At 38.2% G+C, this 23,061-nt stretch carries 16 protein-coding genes; 7 read left to right on the forward strand and 9 right to left on the reverse strand.

Features of this window, described 5'->3' with window-relative positions:
* The first annotated feature begins 195 nt into the window (after positions 1-195).
* Positions 196-1,368, forward strand: a complete 1,173-nt coding sequence (locus tag BCL90_RS06955) for an aldose epimerase family protein (protein WP_121283260.1) — start codon at positions 196-198, stop codon at positions 1,366-1,368.
* A gap of 73 nt (positions 1,369-1,441) precedes the next feature.
* On the opposite strand, the gene BCL90_RS06960 is transcribed toward BCL90_RS06955, so the two are convergent.
* Both BCL90_RS06960 and BCL90_RS06965 read right to left on the reverse strand, forming a co-directional pair.
* Entirely contained in the window at positions 1,442-2,107 is a 666-nt protein-coding gene (locus BCL90_RS06960) for an HAD family hydrolase (RefSeq protein ID WP_121283261.1), read from the reverse strand.
* Positions 2,108-2,203: 96 nt separating this feature from the next.
* Positions 2,204-2,836, reverse strand: a complete 633-nt coding sequence (locus BCL90_RS06965; RefSeq protein WP_121283262.1) for a phosphatase PAP2 family protein — start codon at positions 2,834-2,836, stop codon at positions 2,204-2,206.
* Between the two features lie 132 nt (positions 2,837-2,968).
* On the opposite strand from BCL90_RS06965, the gene BCL90_RS06970 reads away from it, so the two are divergent.
* From BCL90_RS06970 to BCL90_RS06980, 3 genes are all read left to right on the forward strand, one after another.
* On the forward strand, positions 2,969-4,012 hold the full coding sequence (locus tag BCL90_RS06970) for a tetratricopeptide repeat protein (RefSeq protein WP_121283263.1): 1,044 nt from the start codon (positions 2,969-2,971) through the stop codon (positions 4,010-4,012).
* Between the two features lie 15 nt (positions 4,013-4,027).
* Positions 4,028-4,558: a metalloprotease family protein gene (locus BCL90_RS06975; RefSeq protein WP_208529856.1), complete on the forward strand. Its 531-nt coding sequence runs from the start codon at positions 4,028-4,030 to the stop codon at positions 4,556-4,558.
* Positions 4,559-4,984: 426 nt separating this feature from the next.
* Positions 4,985-5,677, forward strand: coding sequence for a lysoplasmalogenase (locus BCL90_RS06980; protein WP_121283265.1), 693 nt, complete (start codon positions 4,985-4,987; stop codon positions 5,675-5,677).
* A gap of 283 nt (positions 5,678-5,960) precedes the next feature.
* Here the strand turns inward: BCL90_RS06980 and pbpC are convergent, their stop codons facing one another.
* The 3 genes from pbpC to BCL90_RS06995 form a co-directional block, all read right to left on the reverse strand.
* Positions 5,961-8,342, reverse strand: a complete 2,382-nt coding sequence (gene pbpC / locus BCL90_RS06985; protein ID WP_121283266.1) for a penicillin-binding protein 1C — start codon at positions 8,340-8,342, stop codon at positions 5,961-5,963.
* 350 nt (positions 8,343-8,692) lie between these two features.
* The gene (locus BCL90_RS06990; protein WP_208529857.1) at positions 8,693-9,136 is read right to left on the reverse strand and encodes a transposase; all 444 of its coding nucleotides are present in this window, start codon (positions 9,134-9,136) and stop codon (positions 8,693-8,695) included.
* Between the two features lie 183 nt (positions 9,137-9,319).
* Entirely contained in the window at positions 9,320-14,911 is a 5,592-nt protein-coding gene (locus BCL90_RS06995; protein ID WP_121283267.1) for an alpha-2-macroglobulin family protein, read from the reverse strand.
* A 213-nt stretch (positions 14,912-15,124) separates the two neighbouring features.
* Between BCL90_RS06995 and BCL90_RS07000 the strand changes: the two genes are divergently transcribed.
* Positions 15,125-15,547, forward strand: a complete 423-nt coding sequence (locus BCL90_RS07000; protein ID WP_121283268.1) for a nuclear transport factor 2 family protein — start codon at positions 15,125-15,127, stop codon at positions 15,545-15,547.
* 133 nt (positions 15,548-15,680) lie between these two features.
* On the opposite strand, the gene BCL90_RS07005 is transcribed toward BCL90_RS07000, so the two are convergent.
* Together BCL90_RS07005 and topA are read right to left on the reverse strand one after the other, a co-directional pair.
* A complete protein-coding gene (locus BCL90_RS07005) occupies positions 15,681-16,085 on the reverse strand; it encodes a hypothetical protein (RefSeq protein WP_121283269.1) in 405 nt (134 codons plus the stop codon).
* A 93-nt stretch (positions 16,086-16,178) separates the two neighbouring features.
* A complete protein-coding gene (gene topA, locus BCL90_RS07010; RefSeq protein ID WP_121283270.1) occupies positions 16,179-18,743 on the reverse strand; it encodes a type I DNA topoisomerase in 2,565 nt (854 codons plus the stop codon).
* Between the two features lie 553 nt (positions 18,744-19,296).
* Between topA and BCL90_RS07015 the strand changes: the two genes are divergently transcribed.
* Positions 19,297-19,809: a glutathione peroxidase gene (locus BCL90_RS07015; RefSeq protein ID WP_121283271.1), complete on the forward strand. Its 513-nt coding sequence runs from the start codon at positions 19,297-19,299 to the stop codon at positions 19,807-19,809.
* 352 nt (positions 19,810-20,161) lie between these two features.
* Here the strand turns inward: BCL90_RS07015 and BCL90_RS07020 are convergent, their stop codons facing one another.
* Both BCL90_RS07020 and BCL90_RS07025 read right to left on the reverse strand, forming a co-directional pair.
* Positions 20,162-20,998 carry an MBL fold metallo-hydrolase gene (locus tag BCL90_RS07020; protein WP_121283272.1) on the reverse strand — a complete coding sequence of 279 codons (837 nt, stop codon included), beginning with the start codon at positions 20,996-20,998 and terminating at the stop codon, positions 20,162-20,164.
* Positions 20,999-21,044: 46 nt separating this feature from the next.
* A complete protein-coding gene (locus BCL90_RS07025; protein WP_121283273.1) occupies positions 21,045-21,488 on the reverse strand; it encodes a MarR family winged helix-turn-helix transcriptional regulator in 444 nt (147 codons plus the stop codon).
* Positions 21,489-21,658: 170 nt separating this feature from the next.
* On the opposite strand from BCL90_RS07025, the gene BCL90_RS07030 reads away from it, so the two are divergent.
* On the forward strand, positions 21,659-22,888 hold the full coding sequence (locus BCL90_RS07030) for an MFS transporter (protein ID WP_121283274.1): 1,230 nt from the start codon (positions 21,659-21,661) through the stop codon (positions 22,886-22,888).
* Positions 22,889-23,061: the final 173 nt, after the last annotated feature.

The following is a 23,061-nucleotide window of genomic DNA, read 5'->3' on the forward strand; positions in this document are numbered from 1 at the left end:
TCGTTTCCTTAAAAGTTAAGATCCGGTATTTTAAGATTTCCACATTTTGTGATTATCAATTCTGCAAATTGTATCGTTGCTGATTTCTTAGGTAAATTATTCTATAAGATATGCTTTTTACTTATTCTAAATCGTTTTATTTTTGAAATTAAGTGATATATTTATAATTGAAATCTAAACCAAATATTCCATTTTATGAAATTAAAATCATTAGCAGGCCTCGGCGTTCTGGCTGCAATTGGGTTTGCGTCCTGCCAATCTGAAACCAAAAAATCTTCATCAGCAGATAGTTTGAAAAGCGATTCTGCTGAAGTTGTAAAATTAGTCCCCGATTCTTTTAAAAAGGAAATTGATGGTAAACAAACAGCATTGTATACTTTAAAGAATAAGAACAATGCGGAAGCAATTTTTACCAATTACGGCGGACGTTTAGTGAGCTTATTGATGCCAAACAAAGACGGAAAACTGGTGGACGTGGTGGTGGGATTTAAAAGTGTTGGTGATTACGAAAAATCTACCGAACCCTATTTTGGCGCAACTATTGGCCGATATGGCAACCGAATTGCCAAAGGTAAATTTACGCTTGAAGGTAAAACCTATTCGCTGTTTACCAATAATGGCCAGAATACCCTTCATGGTGGCAAAAAAGGCTATCAATATGTAGTTTGGGATGCGAGCCAGCCCAATCCCAATACTTTGATGCTACATTATCTATCAAAAGATGGCGATGAAAATTTTCCTGGTAATTTAGATGTTAGGGTAACTTATACCTTAACAGATGATAATGAGTTGAAAATGGATTATGAAGCTAAAACAGATAAAACCACAGTGGTAAATTTAACAAATCATGCATTTTTTAATTTAAATGGCGATGGAAGCGGTGAGATTTTGAATCACAAAGTGCAGATTTATGCAGATGAATATACCCCTGTTGATTCTACTTTAATCCCGACAGGTAAAATGGAAAAGGTTAAGGGTACGCCCTTAGATTTCACCACCGCAAAAACTATTGGTGCTCGTATAAATGATAAAAATGAGCAATTAACTTTCGGTAAAGGTTACGATCACAACTACGTGCTTAATAAAACCAAAGCAATGGGCATGTTCCATGCGGCTACGGTTAAAGGAGATAAGTCGGGTATTATAATGGATATTTATACGCAGGAGCCAGGTTTACAGTTCTACAGCGGAAACTTTATGCAGAGTAAAAATACTTTTAAAACTGGTGCTAAAGATGATTTTAGAACTGCAATTGCAATGGAAACACAGCACTTTCCGGATTCTCCAAATCAACCTGCTTTTCCGTCAACGGTTTTAAAGCCAGGAGAGGTGTATAAAACGAGTTCTATCTATAAATTTACCAAATAATCATGTTGAGGATCAATATATCCCGATAATCATAAAATAAATACGGCCTGTAGAAATGCAGGCTGTACTTATTTTAGAAAAGATCCTGCAAAATGGGATCAGTATAATCTTCTATAAAAGCAAAAACGTTATGGTAATCAGAAAATTCTTCCCTGGTGTGCATGGTGGTTAGTACAACACATTTCATCCCCGCATTTTGGGCGGCTTCAACACCTTTTGGTGCATCTTCAAAAACAATACATTGCTTAGCTTCAATACCTAAAATTTCAGCCCCTTTGGTAAAGGTTTCCGGATCTGGTTTACTATTCACAACGTCTTCAGCACTTACTATAGCTTTAAAATAAGAGCGGATATTTAAGTTATCAAGAACGAAATTAATGTTGAAAGGAATAGCTGCCGAACCAATTGCCATTTGAATGCCGGATTGTTTTGCTTTTTCGAAAAAATCGCCTAAGCCAGCTATTAACGATAAATGTTTTTTATATGCCGCCTGATAGCGGTGTTCCTTCTCGATAGAAATCTGATCAATTTGTTCCTGTGAGAAATGACCAACACCAAAAACACGTTCCAACAGATCCTGGTTTTTGCCATACATTTGTTTTTTAACGGCATCGAAGCTGATACTTGCGCCTAAATCTTGCGTAAGTATATCATGCCAGGCACGATTGTGGAAAGCCATATCATTAATCATGGTTCCATTAAGATCGAAAAGGAAAGCTTTAGGTTTATCGTTCGTCATGGCGGCAAAATTATCAGATTTTTTTATGATTATGATAAAATACGGTTATCATTACCGAAATTTAACTCATCAAGAAAGAGGAACAGTAAGAAAGTGTTAATCTTTTTGCTTTTTAAAATAAAAGTAACAAAGTGGGAATAGGCAAATCAGGCCTAGCAGAAAACCCCCAACAGTATCTGTAAACCAATGTGCACCCAGGTAAATTCTGGATGGGGCAATGGTGATCATCAAAAATGCTGATAAATAAGTTACTATATTTCTGGTTAGCTTGGGCACATCTTTCAACGTATTCATCAAAATAATTAAGAACCCAAAAAAGAGCGTGTAAGAAAGTACATGTCCGCTAGGATAGCTTTGAAACCGGTTTACTTCCACCAGTCGTACGTAAAATGCAGTAGGGCGAGGACGGTTGATTACATTTTTTATACCCAGAATAATTAATCCAGATAATAAAACTGTTGAAATGAATATTCCCTCGCATTTATATTTCTGATAGTAAAATATGATCGCCACTATTACTACCGAAAGTAATGAATAGGGAAGTTCGCCAAAAAAGCTGATGGCCAACATCAATTTATCCAACCAGTCTGCGTGGTATTGCTGAATAAATAGCGAAGTTCTAATGTCAAAATCTAGTATGGGATGCCGAGCAATAAAAAAACTTAAACAAGTAAAGGCAGCAATTAGCAATGCGAGTATTAAAATTAGTGTATTTCGTTTTAAAGTCATAGGTAAATCAAAAAATCAAAACTATGGATTTTATGGCAATAGAATAAAAAAAAACAGGCTTTTTAAATTAGATACGTTTTAATGGCCTAAATTGTTAAAAAATATTATCTTTAATGCTTTAACGAATCTCACATGCAAGAAAATCATTCCACAGAAAGTGCGCCAGAAAGCCATTTTAACGAAAGCCTGTGCGCAAACTGTCAGATAAATGTATACGAGCCTGGCTATGCCATTAATTTATGTTCTGATTGCCGAAAAAGTTTAATAAAGTATCCCATACCCAAATGGATTAAATTTTTCGCGCTCGGCATCTTAGCGGTTATGGTGATCAGTTTGTTACGCACGCAACAATATATTTCTGCTGCAGTCCATTTAGGTAAAGCGGAGAACGCAATCGATCAAAAACATTTTATAACGGCACAACGCGAGTTGAGTTTAGTATTAAATAAGTTCCCGAAAGACTTTAATGCCAATGCCTACATGATGGTTGCAAGTGCCTATAATTTTGATTTTGAAGCATACCAGATTGCTTTTGACAAGATAGCGGATATAAAAACAGAGGATGAAAACTTATTGAGCAAGGTAAATGCGGCTTCTGAATATATTGCCCAGTCGTTCCCTAAGGACACGTTGATGTATAAACGTATTGTTGCCGTCGCCAAGGATAAAGAAAAATTATTGGCTATGGTAGATAGTACTGACGAAATTGTATTAAAAACGCATATCGCAAACTTTTTATTCGAGACAAAAGATTATGATCGGGTAGATGATATTGTAAACAAGGTATTGGCAGTTGATCCTAATTTTTATCAGGCTTTGAGTTTAAAAACTGCTGTTAAAAGAAACACGGCCAAATATGATGAAGCTTTGGCCCTTTGTGATCGATTATTGGCATTTAACGCCGAAGATATTTATGTTTTATCGCAAAAGGCCAGAATTGAACTTAAACGAAAACACGATAGAGAGGCTGCCGTTTTTGCTTCAAAAGCCCTGTCCCTTGATCCTGATAATGACAGTGCCATTGAAGCCACGGCGATGGTAGACTATTTTGCCGGCAGGAAAAAAGAAAGTTTGGCGAGTTTGGCTAAAATAAAGGCCCATGAAACTCACTCGGGAGATAGCACCATATCGAAACGTTTATCACCCATTATTTTGGGCTCAGAAATTTATAGGTAATTAGAAGATAAAATTATGTTTGTTCCAGGTATATTAATCAGTATTGCTACTTTTCCGGGCGTAATTGTACACGAGCTTGCCCACCAGCTTTTTTGTAGATTATTTAAGGTTCCGGTATTCGAAGTTTGCTATTTTAGAACGGAGAACCCTGTAGGTTATGTTTTACACGAGCCCGCACCAAAGGTTTATCAAACGGTATTTATTTCTGTAGGGCCGTTTATTGTTAACTCACTGTTGTGTTTTATTATTGGTTTTTCTGCTGCGTTGCAGTTTAAATTCGACTCGGCCAATGTTTTAGATTATTTACTGATGTATCTGGCCATTTCTATTGGTGCAAATGCATTTCCAAGTACAGGAGATGCAAACAGTTTGTGGAATGCGGTTGTAAAATCAAAAAATACTTCCTGGTTGTCTAAAATAGTTGTGACTCCAATAGTCGGTTTCATATATGCCGGTGCATTGGGATCTTTCTTTTGGCTCGATATTATTTATGGTGGTGCCGTTGCTTTAGGTTTACCTTATCTAATCATTAAATTTTTGGTGTAATAAAAATACAATCGTGAGGAATATTCATCAAGGAAATAAGACGATTCATCAAGGAAATACGACTATCTGTATAATCTGTTATAATAAGTTGAAATGATTTTTAATATTCGGGTCAGATAATAAGGATATCTATGCTTAACAGGTTGGCAGGATTAATTTCCTGCCGACTAAAGAAGCACACCCTTCGACAATTTATTCACAAATTATACTTTTTGTGTTAACGCTTCGGCCCAAGCCTACCTCCTTTAAAAGAGGAGGTGCTTAGGTTGTTACCATATTTCCGTTTTAGCGCTTCAAGTATTTCAGGTTGTTATTTTACCTGTATCTTTCTTTAAATTATAGATAGGTTATCGAGTATTTTTGTGGCTATCCATTTAATATCCGTAATTTGGTTTTTTAATTTGCAGAATGCAAATCCTAAGACTGATGAAGACTAAACTATTTTCATTTATATTCTCCCTTGTATTTGTAATTCAGCTATATGCAGAATATAGCAATAATACAAGCTTGCGTACTTTTTCTAAACCGCTGATTGTGCTGGTACTTTTGGTATGGCTATATGTTGCTACAAATTTGAAAGGCCGTTTCCATAAAAGGATTTTTACAGGATTAATTTTTGCATGGGCAGGAGATCTGTTATTGATGCTGCAGGATGGGAGGACGAGTTTTTTTATCTTCGGATTGGCTGCTTTTTTAGTTTGCCATATTTTTTACATCAGGGCATTTACGCTCGATCATAAATCGAATCCAAGTCATAAAACACCCTATTTTTTATGGGCTGTGGGTGCATTTGCCATTTTTTGCTCAGGTCTGTTTTTCTACCTCCAGCCAAAACTAGGAGCAATGCAGTTCCCTGTTTTAATGTATGCCATTATCATCTGTGTGATGGCATTAATGGCTGTTAACCGCTATGGAAAAGTGAATATTTTTAGTTTTAAACTTACTCTTTACGGTGCGTTGTTTTTCTTGCTGTCTGACAGTTCTTTAGCCGTTAATAAATTTGCGCAGCCCATTCCACAAGGCGGTGCGCTGATTATGGCTACTTACATGATTGCACAGTATTTTATTGTTTACGGTACTATTGAGCGCAAGTTGGTGGTAACGCGGACGGAAGTGTAGGGAGTTGTGGCCTGCAATTGGATTTTTGTTTTTTTGAAAAGCAGGGTTCTGTGTTAATCGGTTACTGTAGTCCTGCTATCGTTCCAATCTTTTTAACAGGTGCTGTCAGTGCATTGAATACGGAGGAAGCGTATCGGTTACAGATGCTTCGTGCCTCAGCATGACAGTGTATTTATGGTCGTTGCAAATTAAAAAGGATTTTCACTATATCAGGTTTATAAAACTCAAGGCCGTAGAGGAAAGAAAAATATAAATCACTACCTACATCTTCAATCCTCACCTTTTAACTTCCACCTTTCTTTTCCTTATCCAAAACCGTAAAAATCTGTACCAGGCGTTCTCCATTTTCATCAACTAATGTTAAGGTATGTTTACCTGGTGGCGGACTAATGGCCAATTGATGAAAATTAGTGGTGGTGCTTACGTATTCATTATCAATGTGCCAATATATTTTAGCACCTGGATTTCTGTGTGCTGCATTAAGCACAATTTTGCCTCTTGATCCATCCTGTTCTAAGGGAATGTACACTATCGCGTTGTTTTTTGGATAAATGATTTCCATTACACTATTTCCGCCCGAGAGTTCACAGCCAGCTTTAAAAGGAGGGAGGGATTTGTAATCGCTATTTTTTATTTTATAATAATATTCCATGGCCGGTGGTAAAATAAACCAGCTTTTGTGCCGCATATAGGGTATGCTTTCGCATTGGTCGGTGACCCTAAAAGTACCTGTTCTGTCTAAATGGACCAATTTGTGAAAAGGACAAATGGCAGTTTTTTCTCCCGAAACAGGGACAAACTCTTCTACAACATCAGTGCAATATTCTGCTGCCTTGTAACCGCTTTTTTTGCAAATTTTAAGCTTTTTAAGCTTGGTTTTGGGCGTTTCAAACCATTTTCCATTAGGTAATAACCTAAAAATATCAAAGAGTACTGGTGCGGCTGCTTCTATTCCTACCAAACCTGGTCTGCCTTCGCCATCTGCATTACCCACCCAAACACACACTACATAATTTGGAGTTAAGCCAACGGCCCAGGCATCGCGAAAACCAAAACTGGTACCAGTTTTCCAGGCTATTCTTTGCGACGAGGAAAATTGTTCCCATAAACCTTCATCTCCCGGGCGCATCACTTCTTCCATGGCATTAAAGGTTGCCCATATTGCACCATGATCTAAAAATGAGTTGCGCTGATAGTCTTTTTCTTCTTTAGTTATATTATTAAAGTAAGTTGCCTGTTTATAGTCTTCAGGATTGTAAAGGCCTTTGTAGGTATTGAAATGATTAAGCGTACGCACCATACCCATGTAAGTATTGGCCAAATCCCACATCGTAACTTCACTGCCACCTAAAATTAATGACAGGCCATAATGATCTGCTGGCTGGTTCAGTGTGCCTATTCCCAATTTTTTTAATTTATCATAAAAACGTTCGTATTTATATTGCTGCAACATTTTCACTGCCGGGATGTTCAGAGAGCGGCTCAGCGCCTTATCTGCAGCAATGGCGCCGTCATAACCCAGATCATAATTTTGAGGCGAATAACCTGCTATTTGAGTCGGGATATCTGGAATTAAGGTGTGCGGCAATATGAATCCATCATTCATCATGCTGGCATAAAGCAAAGGTTTTAAGGTACTACCAGGACTTCGTGGGGCTTTAATCATATCTACGTGACTTTGTAGATCAGCATTTTCCGGCTGGTAAATATTACCTACATAACTCACCACATGACCAGTTTTGGCATCAAGCACTAAAGCCGAAATATTATTAATGTCATTGGCTCTGTAGCGGTTGTTATAGCGTTTTAATATCGAGTTTACTTTCAACTGGATGTTTTCATCCAATGTGGACGTAATCCTCGTAGAATTGATTTTTAGACTTGCTCTTTCCGCTTTAAAACGGTTTAATAAATGGGGCGCATTTTGTGGTAGGGGCATGGGTTTGCCTGGAACAGGCTCTAACTTAGCTAAATTAGCCGTTGCCTGATCTATGTATTTTAACTTGCCTAACTTATCTAATAAATCGTTTCTTTTTTTGATCAGCCTGCTCGAGTTTTTACCGGGATGAACCAACGACGGGCTGTTGGGAAGAACGGCTAAAGTAGCCATCTCACCCCATGAGAGCGTTTTGGCATCGCGACCATAATAGCGCCAACTTGCAGCTTCTAAACCCACAACATTACTTCCAAAAGGCGCGTTAGCAGCATATAGGCCAATAATTTCTTCCTTTGAGTATTTTATTTCTAAGCGTAATGCTAAAATTACTTCCAATAGTTTTTGCCAAACCGTTCGGTCTTGTTTTCGTGATAAACGGATTACCTGCATGGTTAATGTACTGCCGCCACTTACTACACTTTTTGCCTGCCAGTTTTGTCGCATAGCCCTGCTCATGGCCAATATATCTACGCCAAAGTGGTTATAGAATCGTTTATCTTCAAAAGCAATAATACAATCCTTAAATTTTACAGGAACACTATCGGCTACCGGGAAGCGCCACTGTCCATCGCTGGCAATTGCAGCACTCAGTAAATTGCCATTGCTGGCCTCAATTACATAAGAAGTAGGCGTTTTGAAAAGTTTTGAGGGTAATGAAAAAAGGAAAGCCAAAAGCAATGCAAAGCAGATGAGATCGGAAATGAGAAATGCTTTTGGGATTTTGTTCATGTAGATTTGCAATTGAAACCTATCAGGTTTTTAAACCTGATAGGTTTGAAATTTATTTGTTAATTTATCTAATTTCGGTTCGTGGGGACACGAACCGAGGCTTGAGAAGTAAAGTTCTTTTGTTTTTATATGCCATGGTTTGTGTCTCCACGAACCATTTTTACTATTGTTTAAAATTCTATCGCCATGGTCGTGTCTCTATCGCCATGGTTCGTGTCTCCACGAACCATTTTTATTACCAATTTTTAAAATTCTAATCTTAAATCCTTTAAAAACGAATAATCAGTCTCATTCTTTTCATAAAAAGAGGCAGACGAATATAAATAATCTTCAGGATCCGTTGCTAATTGCTAGTGTTCCGTACACGGATTGTTGTGTAGGTAATCTAACTTTTGATAAGCAACTTCTGGAGTATATAAATGTATTGCTAGTGAATCTCTCTGCCAAAATTCATAATTTTTATTAATGGAATTTTTATAAAAATGAATAAGCTCATTTGGACTTAATAATTTTTTGAACTCGTGTGCCGTATATTTTAAAAATGAACCTTGGACTGTTTCTTTACCGTTAAGTTCATTTGTTCGCCAAATAGTATGTATATGATTGGGCATGATAACAAAGGCAAAAATATCAAGTTTGCTTAATTTACTCAAATGCTCGAATGAACTTAAAATAATATGCTTAAACTCATCTTTTTCCAATAATTTCTGCCATTTGTTAATGGTAGCTGTCCAAAAATAAATTTTTCCGATTTCAATGTAATTCTTTCTGCTGGCTTCAAATAATTTATCCATTTTTATTAGATTTCAGTTTATGGAGATGCAAGCAGGGAGTAGCTGTGGTTTTATTAAATTTTGGTTCGTGGAGACACGAACCGAGGCTTAAGAATTAAGGTTCTTTTCTTTTTTATAACCAAGGTTTGTATCTACAAAAATTAAACCTCGCAGGTTTTAAAAACCTGCGAGGTTTGAAGATATCTACTTCACCACCTGCACCCACTTACCTGCTTCTGTGGCCGAGATATCATTGTTATACATCGCCTCACATTGAACAGCCGATAAATAATATTTGCCTAAATAAGATGCGTTCAGCAATACCTTATACACCAGGCTTTCGCCTTCTCTTACATTAAAGTAAGTGAAAACGCGGTCATCCCTAATGTCCTGATAGGTAAAAGGAGATGAGGCTAAAATACTTTGATTATCGTTCACGCGTGTATTGATAATTTCCCACCCGGAAGGAAAAATTTGGGTTAGTGCCATTTGTTCGTAGTAACCCATTCGCCCTGGATTTTTTACAGTTACTTCTGCATAGAAATCTGTTCCTTGTTTTAAAGTAGTAGGATCTAAAACTTTTCCGTTTAAACGTTTGTAAATCACATTCATATCCAAAACTTCAGGACGGTTAGGTAAGAAGTTGTTCTGACCAGCAACAGGCTGTCCTTCTAAAACCAAACGAACAAAAAGTACATTATTTCCATTATTAGTAACCGAAGCGGTATTTCCCTTAAAGGTTACAGGTATACTATTAATATATTGAGTAGAATTTACAGGAGCTGATTTTCCATCCAATACATATTGAAATTGCAGTTTATTTGCCGATTGGTTAGATCCACAGAATTTAGCAATAGCCAACAAACTATAAGCGGTTGTTTGTGTACTGTACCAGGTATTTTCGCCAAGCTTGGCTGCTAAAGGCTGTAATAAACTGGCTGCTTTTGCTTTCTGACCCAGTAGGGTTAACGTTTCTAAAATCATCGCTTCATCGCGTACATCAGATCCATAAGTTCCACCTAATTGTTTGTAAGCCTGGATGGATGTATCCAAACCTCTGATCATGTTTTGTGCCACCTCATTTTGCCCGGCCAGTTTATAAGCCGCTGCCAAACGCCATTTCGCTGCCACAGATAAATATTGGAAAGCTTTTAAACGGTTCATGGCAGCCATTTCAGGTTTTTTAGCCAGTGCCAGCATGTATAAACGGTAGGCTTGTGATAAATCGCCACCATAGAAATTATTGCTGTTTGGTGCCCAGTTTGTGGCTTTTGATTTTTGAAAGCGCAATAGCTCATCCAGAAGGCCAACAGGTAGGGTATAACCAGCATTTTGTGCCTCAACTAAGAAATGGCCGGCATAATTACTTCCCCATTCGTCGGATGTGCCTTCTCCAGGCCAGTAAGATAAACCACCATCAGTAGTTTGGAAACCTTTTAGTCTGTTTATGCCAGCTTTAATATTTTTCTCTGTTCTGGCTTTCTGTTGTTCATTCAATGGGCTCAACCGATCTAAAAATAGTTGTGGAAATATGCCCGAAGTCGTTTGCTCAACACAGCCATGGGGATATTGAATGAGGTAACTCAATCTTTTACCAAGGTTAATCGCCGGGATAGAAGATACCTCCAGTGAACCAGAATTAGTACCCGTCATTCCGATCGGTAAATAGTTTACAGCCCATTTGGTATGCGGCTGAACGGTTGCAGAAACCACATTGGTTACATAAGGGTTTGGATTTCGGATGTCCATTTCCACATCGTAAACCGTTTTTTCGGAACCACTCTGCGCGATTACTTTTACCTTGGCAATACCTACATTATTCGGCGCTTTTACCTCGAAAGAAGTCATCTGCTCACCCGTTTGTTTGTAGTAAAGCTGTTGTTTGTTACTGCCTTGAACAATTAAATTACTGGCCTGAAGCTGTACGGATACCTTTTTAAGGTTATTCTCTGTAGCGAAAACGGTTACAGGGAGCGTAAAACTCTCTCCCGGGCCGATTACCCTCGGTAGGGTAGCCAGAACCATTAGCGGCTTTTTAACCTGAACCGATTTTTCTGCAAAGCCGTAAGCTGCATCCTGTCCGGCAACTACCATTGCCCTTACCGCACCGATATATTGTGGCAATTTAAATTTATGTGTTTTACTTTCGCCTTTGCCAATGGTAAATGGCCCCATAAATTTAACCACTGCTTTAAAACGATTGGCTTTAGCCGGATTAAGGTTTTTATTGATGCTACCATCACCGCCAATGCTTAAAATACGTTCTAAATTTCCACCCCATGCGCCAAGTACATAGTCGAATAAATCCCATGTTTTAACGCCCAAACCTTCGCGGGCATAAAATGCACCATGCGGATCTGGTGTTTTAAATCGGGTTAAATCCAATAAACCTTCATCAACCAGGGCAATGGTATAGGTCATTGCTTTACCGTTTTGCTCGCCGACAGTAATGGTGTTTTCGGTTTCCGGTTTAATTTTATCGGCCATTTTAATGGTCGGTTTTAAAATGGTTTGCGGATCTTCTATAGAAAGTGGAATAGCACCATACATTCTAATTGGCAAATCGTTAACCGTTTGTGCATGCGGTTGTAATAAAGTGATATTGGCAAAAACATTTGGCGCCATCTCTTTTTCTGCCTTAAATTTAAATTGCGTTTGTCCGGCTTTGGTATCTACCCAGAAGGTTTTTAATACCCGGCTTCCATTTTCAATTGAGATTAGTGCTCTTCCATTTTTGCCCGTTGGGATGGTTAAGGTAATATCTTCTCCAACGGTGAATTTTTCTTTATTGGCCGTGAAAGATAACATAGAAGCCTCTGTTGGGTTGCTGCCTTGTTCGCGTTGTGCCCAGCCTGGCCAATCTACATAAACAGATTTTCCTGTAACATGCCCACCATTTACATCGCGTACTAAAATTAAATAACGGCCCCATTCTGGTTCATCAATACGTAAATTCCAGCTTCCTTTTCCGTTGAACAGGTTAACCTGATGACTTTCTACCAGTTTATTGTACTGGTTTTGGGTGAAATTGGCGTAAGTGTATTGATCATCCTGTTCCCACCACCAGCGCCATTGTGTTTTATATAACTCTACTGTAACGGTTTTGGTGCCGCTCAATAATTTTCCATCGGTATTTACATTAACGATTTCAATTTTATGCTCTTTTCCGGTAACCAACATGCCACTTAAACGATCGCCCTTCTCAGCACGGATGCCTAAATAGCTATTGTACACATGGTAAGGAATGCTGAAATTATCGATGCTGAAATTGCCTCCCGGTTCGAAAACTTTTGTTGTAAAGTTTGCTCTTAATACACCAGGAGCTGTATTGTTCTCATTTAGATTGGTGTTAATCTGAGCGGTACCGTTTTGGTTTAAAGTACCTTCGAAAATGGTTTTAACCTGCGATTCAAAGTTAACCGTAGGATTATCAAAACTAAAACCCTCAAAGCCTTTAAACTTGGTTTCGGTAGTATTTAAGTTTACATCAACCTTAGCTTTTAAGTTTTGCGCAACGGCACCGAATAGCCATTTGGCTGACAGGGTAGCAGCTGAGGTTCCTGCGCTTAAATATGTTCTGTTACCAACGTTGAAATCAATTTTCAAACGGTTTGGCATTACGGTTTCAATTTTTAAGGTTTTGGTAAAAGTAGCACCGCCTGCTTTCACTTTGGCCATCCAGTTACCAGTAGGTGCCGTACTTTCTGTAGCGGTTTTAAAGGTGTAGAACCCATTTAAAGGCTTGCCATTAATCAATCTTTTGTAAAGCTGGCCTTTAGGATTATAGAATTCCATGGTTACCGGATAATTGGCCGGAAGTTTTTTTAGTTTATCTTCCAGAACGAAAGAAACAAATAAACTGTCGCCAGGTCTCCAAACGCCGCGTTCTCCATAAATAAAACCTTTTAAACCACTTTGAACTACATCGCCTCCCACATCGAACCTGCTTAAAGGAAGCGAGCTGCCATCGTCTAATTTCAGGTAGCCACGTTCTGAACCATTTTTAGCGATCAATAAAAATGGCTGGCGTTTTAAGTCAAAACTTGCAAAACCATCACCATCAGTTTTAGTCGTAAAAATGATCTGTTTCTGGTAATCCATTAATTCGAGGTTTATACCACTCAATGGTTTTGCCGTTAATAAATCGGTAGCGACAATTAGCATGCTGTTATCGTTACCGCGTTTGGCCACTAAGCCTATATTCGAAGCAATTAAATTCCTGCTGGCCCAGCGCTGGTTGGTATAAAAAGATGGTGTACATGGATTGTCTTTATCGTTCCATTTGTAATTAGAAGGATAATAATTATTATAACGCTTCCAAAAATCATCGTCCTCATCAATCTTTTCACCATAACCATCATAATCCCCATATTCGCTTTCCTCATCGCCACCATCGCCTTTTTCTACTCCGGCTTTGCAATTGTAAGCGTTATATTCCTGTCTGAAAGCAATGGTAACACGATACATCGCACCAGGCTCCGTACGGATCATTTTATCCAGATCGAGTGTAAAGCGATTCTTTTTATGAAGGTTAAGCGCTTTGTCTTCATCTAATCGAACGGTTTTCTGTAAAATAGGTTTCGCTACCCTGCGCAGTTCATTGCCATCCTTATAGCTATTGGTCTGGAAGAACTGTGGAATATTATTTTCGTAAATTTTGATTACTGTTACATCAACCGCTTTTAAATTAATTGCTTCGAATGGTAAAACCAATTTTCCGGAGTTCGGTAAAATGGTACCTGCACCTGCAATGGTAACCGATGGAAGTTTATCTTCAAAAACAAGATTAGCTACTTTACCGGTGGTTAGCGTTTTGCCATTGATATTTTCGACCCCTGCATTTACACTTAAGGCATAATTGCCTTTTAATTCTTCAGGAGCGTAAACTTTAACCTGACTGGCATCAATGGTATACCTAACATCGCTTAGGTTACCAAGGGTGATCATACCGGTTAAATCCTGACCTACGCCAATCGGCTCAGAAAACTGTACTAATGCATAATCTTCTTCCCCCTGAATGGCTTTCATATCAAGGATTTCAAATTTATTTATGGACGGAACACGAACTTCCAGTTCTCCTTTCTGATCAGCATCAATGGCATCACCATCCCACTCTAATTTTAGATTTTGGTCGTTACCAGTCTTTTTAATGCTATCAATGGTGAATTTCGAGGTGTTTTTGGCCGGATCATGCTGCCACTTGATTTTTAACTTTTGGTCAAAATCCAATGAAACGGTTTTTTCTATTTTACTGGTTTCTTCCACATCGGCAGTAGCCACTTCACCTGTAAGTTTCATGTAATCGAGAGAAGTGTTGTTCTGCGAAACCAATCCGTTTTGAGAAAGCATGATCCCCGGGGTAATTACTTTAAATTCAAAATCGAAATCTTCAAGCCCTTTTTCTGTAGCAGAAACTTCCGAAAGCTTAAAGGTAGCCTCGTAGTTTTTGCCTGGTTTGAGGTTTTCATCAGGTCTGAATTCAACCGTTTGAGGATCTATCCAATAGGTTTTTCCAGAGATAGAAGGAGAGAAGTCGAAAAGTTCGCGGCTATCTGCTTTGCCTAAATCCTGCATGCCCGTTGCGGCATTAGCCAGGTGGACGCGAATAAAACTCTTTTTCGAAATGGTACCTGAAGTATAGGCTTCGATATATTTCGCATAAGCCTGGTTTTCCTCGTGGTTTTTCTTTTTTCTATTGAAATAGATAAATACGATTGCCACTATCGAAACAGCAAGCAGGCCAATAAAAATAAATTTCTTTTTTGAGGACGATTGATAGGTAGATGGTTGTTCCATAAATGAAATTCGTTAAGATAAATGGGAATATAATGCTGCGGTTGCCGCAATTGTTATGCCGTAATTTATTTGGATATGCCGAAATTCCGCTGTTCTTTCTAAAAATTAACTAAAATCGACGTTAAAAGAAATAATGTTGAAAATTAAAGCGAATGGTTTGTTCATTTGCATGGATTTGGATAAGTTTACAAGATAAATCAAATACAACCAGATATGATCAAGAAACTCTTAATTTTTTTGTGTTTATTAATTTCTACACATTTTTGTTTTGCACAGAAAGCTGAAGTAGAAAATGCAGTGACGCAATTGACCAAACTGATGGTTAGCCCAGATAGCGTGGCTTTGGATAAAATGGTGCTTAATAATTTAAGCTATGGGCATTCGGGTGGAAAAATACAGAATAAACAGGAGTTTTTACATTCTTTACTTTCTGGCGAATCTGATTTCGTAGATATCAACTTAACTGATCAATCGGTTATTATTCAGAATAAAACAGCCTTGGTTAGGCATACCTTAAATGCTAAAACGAATGATAAAAATGTCCCGGGAAATGTAAAATTATATATTCTTTTAATCTGGAGTAAAGAAAAATTAGGCTGGAAGTTGCTTGGAAGACAGGCGGTTAAGGTTTTGTGAGTTTTTTACAATTTCGGAATCCGATTCCGAAATTGTAAATTTATAAAGCGGTTAAGGTGCCTTAGTTGAGTACCTGGTCTTGAGTCATAAATCGGTAGTCAAAGACTCTGGACTGAGGACTTAAGACTCATGACTACTTTATCATCACTCCCGGTCTATTCACCAATGGGATTTTAATCAGATTAGAATCGATGATGCTTTCGGGAAGGAAAATAAATTTTTTGTCGTAGATGGTGCTATCTATGTAGTAGCTTAGCCAATATTCGTTCGTTAAGCCAAAAACTTCGGGATCAATGGCTTCTACGCCAGCAAAAGAATTTGCTTCCATATCACCAACAAAGTGCCTTAACACAGATGTTTTTACCTGTTTCCCGTCTTTTTCACCATAACCCTTGGAGCTGATTAAAACATTTGTTATGGGTTCGTTTTTTAAATTGACGAGATAAACCGTCCAGCTTTTTACTTCAGGTGTTTCGCCCATTAATACAACGGCCATTGCGATATCTTCAACTGTATTTTCTGGTAAATCTGCTTTCAACTGGGTTAACTGTTTAAACTGCTTAATCGGTTAATTGTATAATTTATTTTAGGATGATAGAATCCTACCATCCTAAAATCATTTAATCCTGGCCTATTTTTTCTTCGCTACTGCCTTTTTTGCCGGCGCTGCTTTTTTCTTTGCCGGCGCTTTTTTCTTCGTTTCAAAAGCATTAGGTACCTGCTCCACAATCATTTTCTTAACGGTTTCCAAATCAATATCAACCAGTTCTTCTGGAGTGTATTTTTGTTTGGTAGCCTCATTGTATCTCAATTTCAGCATCAATTTGCCAAAACGGATGAATGGTCCCCAACGGCCATTTTCAATAGAGATTTTTTCAGCATCCCAGGTTTTAATGTATCTGTTGGCTTCTTTTTCTACTTTTTTGCCGATTAAGGTATTGATATCTTCTTGTGTTAAATTGTCGAAATCGTATCCTTTTGCCGGAATATTGATGAAGAGATCATTCCATTTAATAAACGGACCAAAACGGCCTTTACCTTTTGTAACGCCTAAACCTTCATAGTGGGCAATAGGTGCATCATCATCCATTTTCTGTTTGATAATTTCTACTGCTCTATCATAAGTTACCGATAAAGGCTCCTCATTTTTAGGAAGTGAAATAAAACTTTCGCCCCACTTTACATAAGAGCCAAAACGGCCAACCCCGATCATTACCTCTTTACCTTCAAAATCAGGTAATTGAAAAGGAAGTTTAAACAGTTCCAATGCATCATCCAAAGTAATGGTGGCTACCGATTGATTACGCATTAAACTGGCATAACGTGGTTTTTCTTCCTCATCAAGCTCGCCGATCTGCACCAATGGTCCAAATTTACCTACTTTAGTGTATACATTTTTGCCTGTGGCAGGATCTAAGCCTAATAAACGTTCACCTGTAGCGCGTTCGGCAGTTTCTAAAGTGGTTTCTACTTCACTATGAAATGGATTATAGAACGAGTGCAGCATTTTAGTCCACTCCTGTAAACCTTGCGCAATTTCGTCAAATTCCTTTTCTACTTTGGCTGTAAAGTTAAAATCAACAATGCCTTTGAAATGTTCCACTAAGAAATCGTTTACCACTTCACCAATATCAGTTGGGAAGAGTTTTGATTTCTCGGCACCGGTAATTTCCGATTTGATTTCTTTTTTTACCTGTCCGTCTGCTAAAACGATAGATGTAAATTTACGTTGTTTACCATCTCTGTCTTCTTTTACCACATAACCACGGTTTTGTACCGTAGAAATGGTTGGTGCATAAGTAGACGGACGGCCAATGCCCAGTTCTTCTAGTTTTTTAACCAAACTGGCCTCTGTATATCTTGCCGGCGGACGTGAGTAACGTTCCGTTGCCTGCATTTCTTTTAAAAATAATTCCTGCCCCTTACTTAAAGGAGGTAAAATTGAACCACCTTCTTTTTCTTCGTTTTCTTCATCGTCAGTAGATTCCAGGTAAACTTTTAAGAAACCATCGAACTTTAATACCTCACCTTCTGCAACCAAATGTTCTTTTCTGGTCGAAGCGGTAATCTGCGCGGTTGTCTTTTCAAACAAAGCTTCACTCATTTGCGAAGCAATGGAGCGTTTCCAGATTAAATCATATAAACGTTTTTCTGAAATATCTCCATCTACAGTATGTCTGTCGAAATATGTCGGGCGGATGGCTTCGTGAGCTTCTTGCGCACCAGCCGATTTGGTTTTATAAACGCGATGTTGGTGGTATTTATCTCCATAAGCAGATTTAATCTCGGCAGCAGCAGCATTTAAAGCGGTTTCTGATAAATTTACAGAGTCTGTTCTCATGTAGGTAATCTTACCCGCTTCGTACAGTCTTTGCGCCACCTGCATAGTTCTCGCAACCGAAAAACCTAATTTTCTGGAAGCTTCCTGTTGCAGGGTAGAAGTGGTAAAAGGAGCGGCCGGATTGCGTTTTGCCGGACGGGTTTCTAAACTCGTGATATCGAATTTAGCATTTACACAATCCTGTAGGTATTTTTCGGCATCTGCTTCGCTTTCAAAACGTTGTGGCAATTCTGCCTTCACCATTTCTTTTCCTTTGCCGGTAGAAAACTGAGCGGTAATTTTATATGCAGCAGCTGCATTAAAGTTCAAAACTTCTCTTTCTCTGTCAACAATTAAACGTACGGCAACAGATTGTACACGTCCAGCAGAAAGTGATGGCTTTACTTTTTTCCATAATACAGGAGAAAGTTCAAAACCTACCAAACGGTCTAATACACGGCGTGCCTGTTGGGCATTTACCAGATTATAATCAATCCCACGGGGACTATCGATTGCTTTTAGAATTGCAGGTTCGGTAATTTCATGAAATACAATACGTTTTGTTTTCTCTACTTTCAGGCCTAAAGTTTCGAATAAGTGCCAGGAGATGGCTTCTCCCTCGCGGTCCTCATCGGATGCTAGCCATACCATTTCGGCCTCTTTAGCTAGTTTTTTTAATTCGGCGACAACGTTTTTCTTGTCGGCGGGTACCTCGTAGGTTTGGGCAAAATTGTTCTTAATATCAATCGCCATATCGCCCTTAACTAAATCACGGATGTGGCCATAACTAGATTTCACAAGGAAATCTTTGCCTAAATAGCCTTCTATAGTTTTAGCTTTTGCGGGTGACTCGACGATTAATAAATTTTTGGCCATGAAATACGTTTTTGTGCAAATAAAGCTATAATTAAAGCATAAATCCAAACCTGAGAAGAATTTAATATATTTTTTTTATCAATTAAGTGATAAATATGTTGGTTTATAGGTCGATTTTAATCTGGTTTTAATCTTTTTTGTTTTTGAAAAGCAATAACAATGCTGTTAGGTTAAGGTTGGGCCCGCCCCGTTTCTGTCGATGAAAAATCGGCATCTCACTTCGGTCGGATTTAGTTGGCTTGGCTGGTGCTGCTATTCAGGTTTTAATAGCGTTTTGCCAGTATGAAGCGATAAGAACAGACTTTGTTAATTAAACCGGATAGAGCGGAATAGCCCACAGCGCAGCGAGGACTATAAGCGATAGCAGGGCTACAACTGCGAAGAACTACTGCGCGCTCATTTCCTGATCAAAAGAAATAATGATTTATGATAAATAGCTGCCTCAATGGCAATACCTTAGGTGTTTTAATTATGGATATCACATAATTTACAGCCACATTACATCAAGACAACCGATTTGTACTTATATTCGTATATAAAAATAAAAACAACGATGATCAGCACAATTCTAATCCTATTAAACTTATTGGTATCTCCACCAAAAAATGTTTACGATTTCAGCTTTAAAACCATTGATGGTAAGGAAATTAAGCTTTCTAAATTTAAAGGCAAAAAAATCCTAATTGTTAATACAGCATCTAAATGCGGTTTTACGCCACAGTACGAAGATTTAGAAAAACTTCAGAAACAATATGGTAAAAAGGTAGTATTAATCGGTTTCCCGGCAGGTAACTTTGGCGGACAGGAATTTTCTACCAATGCGGAAATTAAAGAGTTTTGTACCGGAAAGTATAATGTTTCGTTTTTGCTTGCAGAAAAAAGCAGTGTTAAAGGCGATGACATCAGTCCTTTGTTTAAGTATTTAACTTCTCAGACGAATACTGAAGAGCAAGGCGATATTAAATGGAATTTTGAGAAATTTTTAATCAACGAAAAAGGAGAATTGGTACACCGTTTCCGTTCAAAAACAAAACCTACTGACGAGGCGATTATTAAAAACCTGTAGAAGGATGTAAAATGGACAATGTAAGAGGGAAGATGTATTAATCTTTCGCTTCTTTAAATAAATTAAAAGGTAAAGTGGTTTAAGCCATTTTGCCTTTTTTTATGCATTATATATTATGGGATTGGAAATTTGTGAAAAAGAAAGGGGCTTAAATCCATAAGCCCCAAATAAACCAAACAAACTATTTATGAAGTTTATATAAAACGCCTGCTGAGATAAAAAGTTTTCTAGAAAAGTAAATTTATTGTTGGTAGATATAGTGTTAACAGCTCAATCGCCATTGATAACGTGAAATAGGCGGTACTGTAACCGAATTGATGGAAAAAGCCAGTATGTTTTTGACGCTGAGATGTTAAAACAGGTTAAGCTGTTCGGGTTGGTACAGGCTAGGGTCAAAGCTGTAAACTTCAGGTTTATTTTGCCTGTTGCTAACGTAATAAAGCGCTGTTTCCTCATGTCTTGAAGCTACTTTTACAAAAGTATCGCCAGCCACATTTTTAAAAAGATTTTCAACCAACTCTGCGTTATTATTATCTTTTGATAAGTGGCTCAATAAGAGATGGCTCATGTATGGCGCCTTGTGATTGATGAAAAGTTCCAATGCCTGTGTATTGCTCAGGTGGCCATGTCCACCCGTAATCCTTCTTTTCAAAAAATAAGGATATTTACCACTCTCCAACATCTGTGCATCGTAATTGGCTTCCAGGAAAGCGGCATGACAGCTTTTGAAATGGGTAATTAAACGATCGCATACTGCGCCAATATCTGTAAAAACACCAACCCTTACGCCATTACTCTCAACAGTAAAACTATAAGGATCAGCCGCATCGTGAAATTTAGAAAAGGCAGCAATCTTTAAGTCGCCAATATGAATGTGCTGTTGATGGCTTAATGAAAAGGTATTGTTTGCATCCAAAAGAAGCCGGCTGCTTTTTAAGGTAGCTGTACTGATGTAGACCGGGAGTTTATATTTTTTAGCAAAAACAGCTACCCCTTTAATATGGTCGCTGTGTTCGTGCGAGATAAAAACTGCTTTTACTTTGTCTATAGGTAAACCCAAACGGTTCATCCGGATTTCAACCTCTTTACAGGTTAGGCCAATATCAACCAAAACGGCTTCATTATCATTACCTATATAATAACAATTGCCATTACTGCCCGAATTGATTGATGTAAAATATAATGCCATTTTCAGTTTGCAAGATAAGGCTTATTTGGCGAAGCAAAAAAGAAAATTATACTCTTGCACCGTTGTGTTCTACTAAACGCGAAAGCAGGGGCAGGAAAGCCTGGATGAGGTTGATTTCTTCGGAAGAAAAGATTTTTTCCATGGTTTGTACCAGCCATTCTTCTTTTATTTTTCTAGTTGCAATAATGTGTTTTTCGCCAAGTTTGGTTAAGCCGATAAAAACCTTTCGTTTATCCTCTTCGCTTGGGAAACGCTCTACACATTTGGCATCAAACAGGCGGTTAATGATCTGCGAAATAGCTTGCTTGGATACTCTTTCCATGTCTGCCAGTTCTGTAGAAAGCATTTTACCATGCTGTTCCAGTAATGACATGGTCAGTAATTCAGCGTTACTAAAGTCCGAACTTACATTCTGCTTGCGTAGCTCTCTGGTTAAGCGGGTAACAGTGCTCCTTAACTTTGCGGCAATCTCTTGTGTTTGAGTAGGCATCTTATTGGTAAATAAACTTTACAAATATAAGGTTTAATTTTTATAGATAAACTAAGTAACTTTTATTCGGTGTGTAAATTATGATGTTTTCGTGATAAAAAGGAGTTGTTTTGGTTTTAGAGTTTAATCAAAATTTTTTACTTTTGTAAAGTTACTTTACTATTTTAATCATGGGTATTTTTCGTTCGTTAAGACATTACAATTACAGGTTATTTTTTACAGGTCAGGCTATTTCACTAATAGGCACGTGGATGCAGCGTGTTGCCATAAGCTGGTTGGTTTACCGTTTAACAGGTTCGGCATTTTTGTTAGGACTGATTACTTTTTTGAGTTTAATCCCTTCGCTGGTACTGGCACCCTATGCAGGTAGCTATGTAGACAGGCATAATAAATACAAGATATTAGTAATTACCCAGATCATTCTGATGCTTCAGGCTGGTGCTCTTGCTTTAATGATCTGGTTTAAGGTGTACGATATATTCTGGATTGCAGCACTTTCGCTGGTTCAGGGCCTGGTGAATGCTTTTGATGTGACTGCGCGCCAATCGTTAATGGTAAATTTAATTGATGATAAAGAAGATTTGCCAAACGCCATAGCGCTCAACTCTTCAATGTTTAATGCGGCCAGGCTAGTCGGGCCGGCATTGGCAGGCGTAATTTTAAGTGCCTGGGGAGAAGATATCTGTTTCCTGGTTAACTTTGTAAGCTTTATTGCGGTGTTAGGCTGTTTAGTCATGATGAAACTGAAACTCACAGAGCACCAAAAATCGACAGAAAATATCTGGATTGACCTGAAAAAAGGTTACGATTATCTTAAATCATCTCCGGATTTGGCCTCTATGGTATTAATGATGGCTGCATCGAGTTTATTGGTAATCCCTTTTACTACTTTATTGCCTGTTTTTGCAAAAGATATTTTTAATGGAAACGCCACAACATTTGGGTGGTTTGAAAGTGCTGCCGGACTTGGGGCCTTCTTCGGGGCAATTTACATGGCTACTTTAAAGGCAGGTCAGAATCTACAGAAAATTGTAATGATGTCGGGTGTACTGTTGGCTATTTCTGTCGTGGCACTGGCCATATCTCCATCGTTAATATTGGCTTTAATCTGTACCGGTATGGCTGCTTTGGGTTTAATGGCGCAAAACTCATCTATTAATACCTATTTGCAGACCCACGCCGATGATGTAATGCGCGGCAGGACTTTAAGTTATTATATTATGGCTTACCAGGGGGTATTGCCAATTGGTAGTTTGTTAATGGGCTACCTGGCGCATCTTTTCGGCACGCAAGTGGTTGTGGCTTTCGAAGGTGTTGCAGGATTATTGATTGTGGCAGCGTTTGTATATCATGAAAAACATAGAAATCAATTGAATAGCAGTGCAATGTCGCTGAATTAATATTTTCCTTGAAACTTCTCCAATCGTGGCGTCATCTCGACAGAAACGCAGTGGAATGGAGAGATCTGTAAAAACAGATTTTGCTTTTTTTACCATTAAGGAGTTAAGAAACATTAAGGTTTAGTGCAAATTGTTTCCCACAGATTAAGCAGAAAAGAAACGCAGATTTTTAC

This window comes from Pedobacter alluvionis (genome assembly GCF_003664035.1).
In the GTDB taxonomy this organism is placed as follows: domain Bacteria; phylum Bacteroidota; class Bacteroidia; order Sphingobacteriales; family Sphingobacteriaceae; genus Pedobacter; species Pedobacter alluvionis.

Coding starts and splice junctions, on each gene's coding strand:
- BCL90_RS06955 (WP_121283260.1), top strand. CDS start 196: ATGAAATTAAAATCATTAGCAGGCCTCGGCGTTCTGGCTGCAATTGGG.
- BCL90_RS06960 (WP_121283261.1), bottom strand. CDS start 2,107: ATGACGAACGATAAACCTAAAGCTTTCCTTTTCGATCTTAATGGAACC.
- BCL90_RS06965 (WP_121283262.1), bottom strand. CDS start 2,836: ATGACTTTAAAACGAAATACACTAATTTTAATACTCGCATTGCTAATT.
- BCL90_RS06970 (WP_121283263.1), top strand. CDS start 2,969: ATGCAAGAAAATCATTCCACAGAAAGTGCGCCAGAAAGCCATTTTAAC.
- BCL90_RS06975 (WP_208529856.1), top strand. CDS start 4,028: ATGTTTGTTCCAGGTATATTAATCAGTATTGCTACTTTTCCGGGCGTA.
- BCL90_RS06980 (WP_121283265.1), top strand. CDS start 4,985: ATGAAGACTAAACTATTTTCATTTATATTCTCCCTTGTATTTGTAATT.
- pbpC (WP_121283266.1), bottom strand. CDS start 8,342: ATGAACAAAATCCCAAAAGCATTTCTCATTTCCGATCTCATCTGCTTT.
- BCL90_RS06990 (WP_208529857.1), bottom strand. CDS start 9,136: ATGGATAAATTATTTGAAGCCAGCAGAAAGAATTACATTGAAATCGGA.
- BCL90_RS06995 (WP_121283267.1), bottom strand. CDS start 14,911: ATGGAACAACCATCTACCTATCAATCGTCCTCAAAAAAGAAATTTATT.
- BCL90_RS07000 (WP_121283268.1), top strand. CDS start 15,125: ATGATCAAGAAACTCTTAATTTTTTTGTGTTTATTAATTTCTACACAT.
- topA (WP_121283270.1), bottom strand. CDS start 18,743: ATGGCCAAAAATTTATTAATCGTCGAGTCACCCGCAAAAGCTAAAACT.
- BCL90_RS07015 (WP_121283271.1), top strand. CDS start 19,297: ATGATCAGCACAATTCTAATCCTATTAAACTTATTGGTATCTCCACCA.
- BCL90_RS07020 (WP_121283272.1), bottom strand. CDS start 20,998: ATGGCATTATATTTTACATCAATCAATTCGGGCAGTAATGGCAATTGT.
- BCL90_RS07025 (WP_121283273.1), bottom strand. CDS start 21,488: ATGCCTACTCAAACACAAGAGATTGCCGCAAAGTTAAGGAGCACTGTT.
- BCL90_RS07030 (WP_121283274.1), top strand. CDS start 21,659: ATGGGTATTTTTCGTTCGTTAAGACATTACAATTACAGGTTATTTTTT.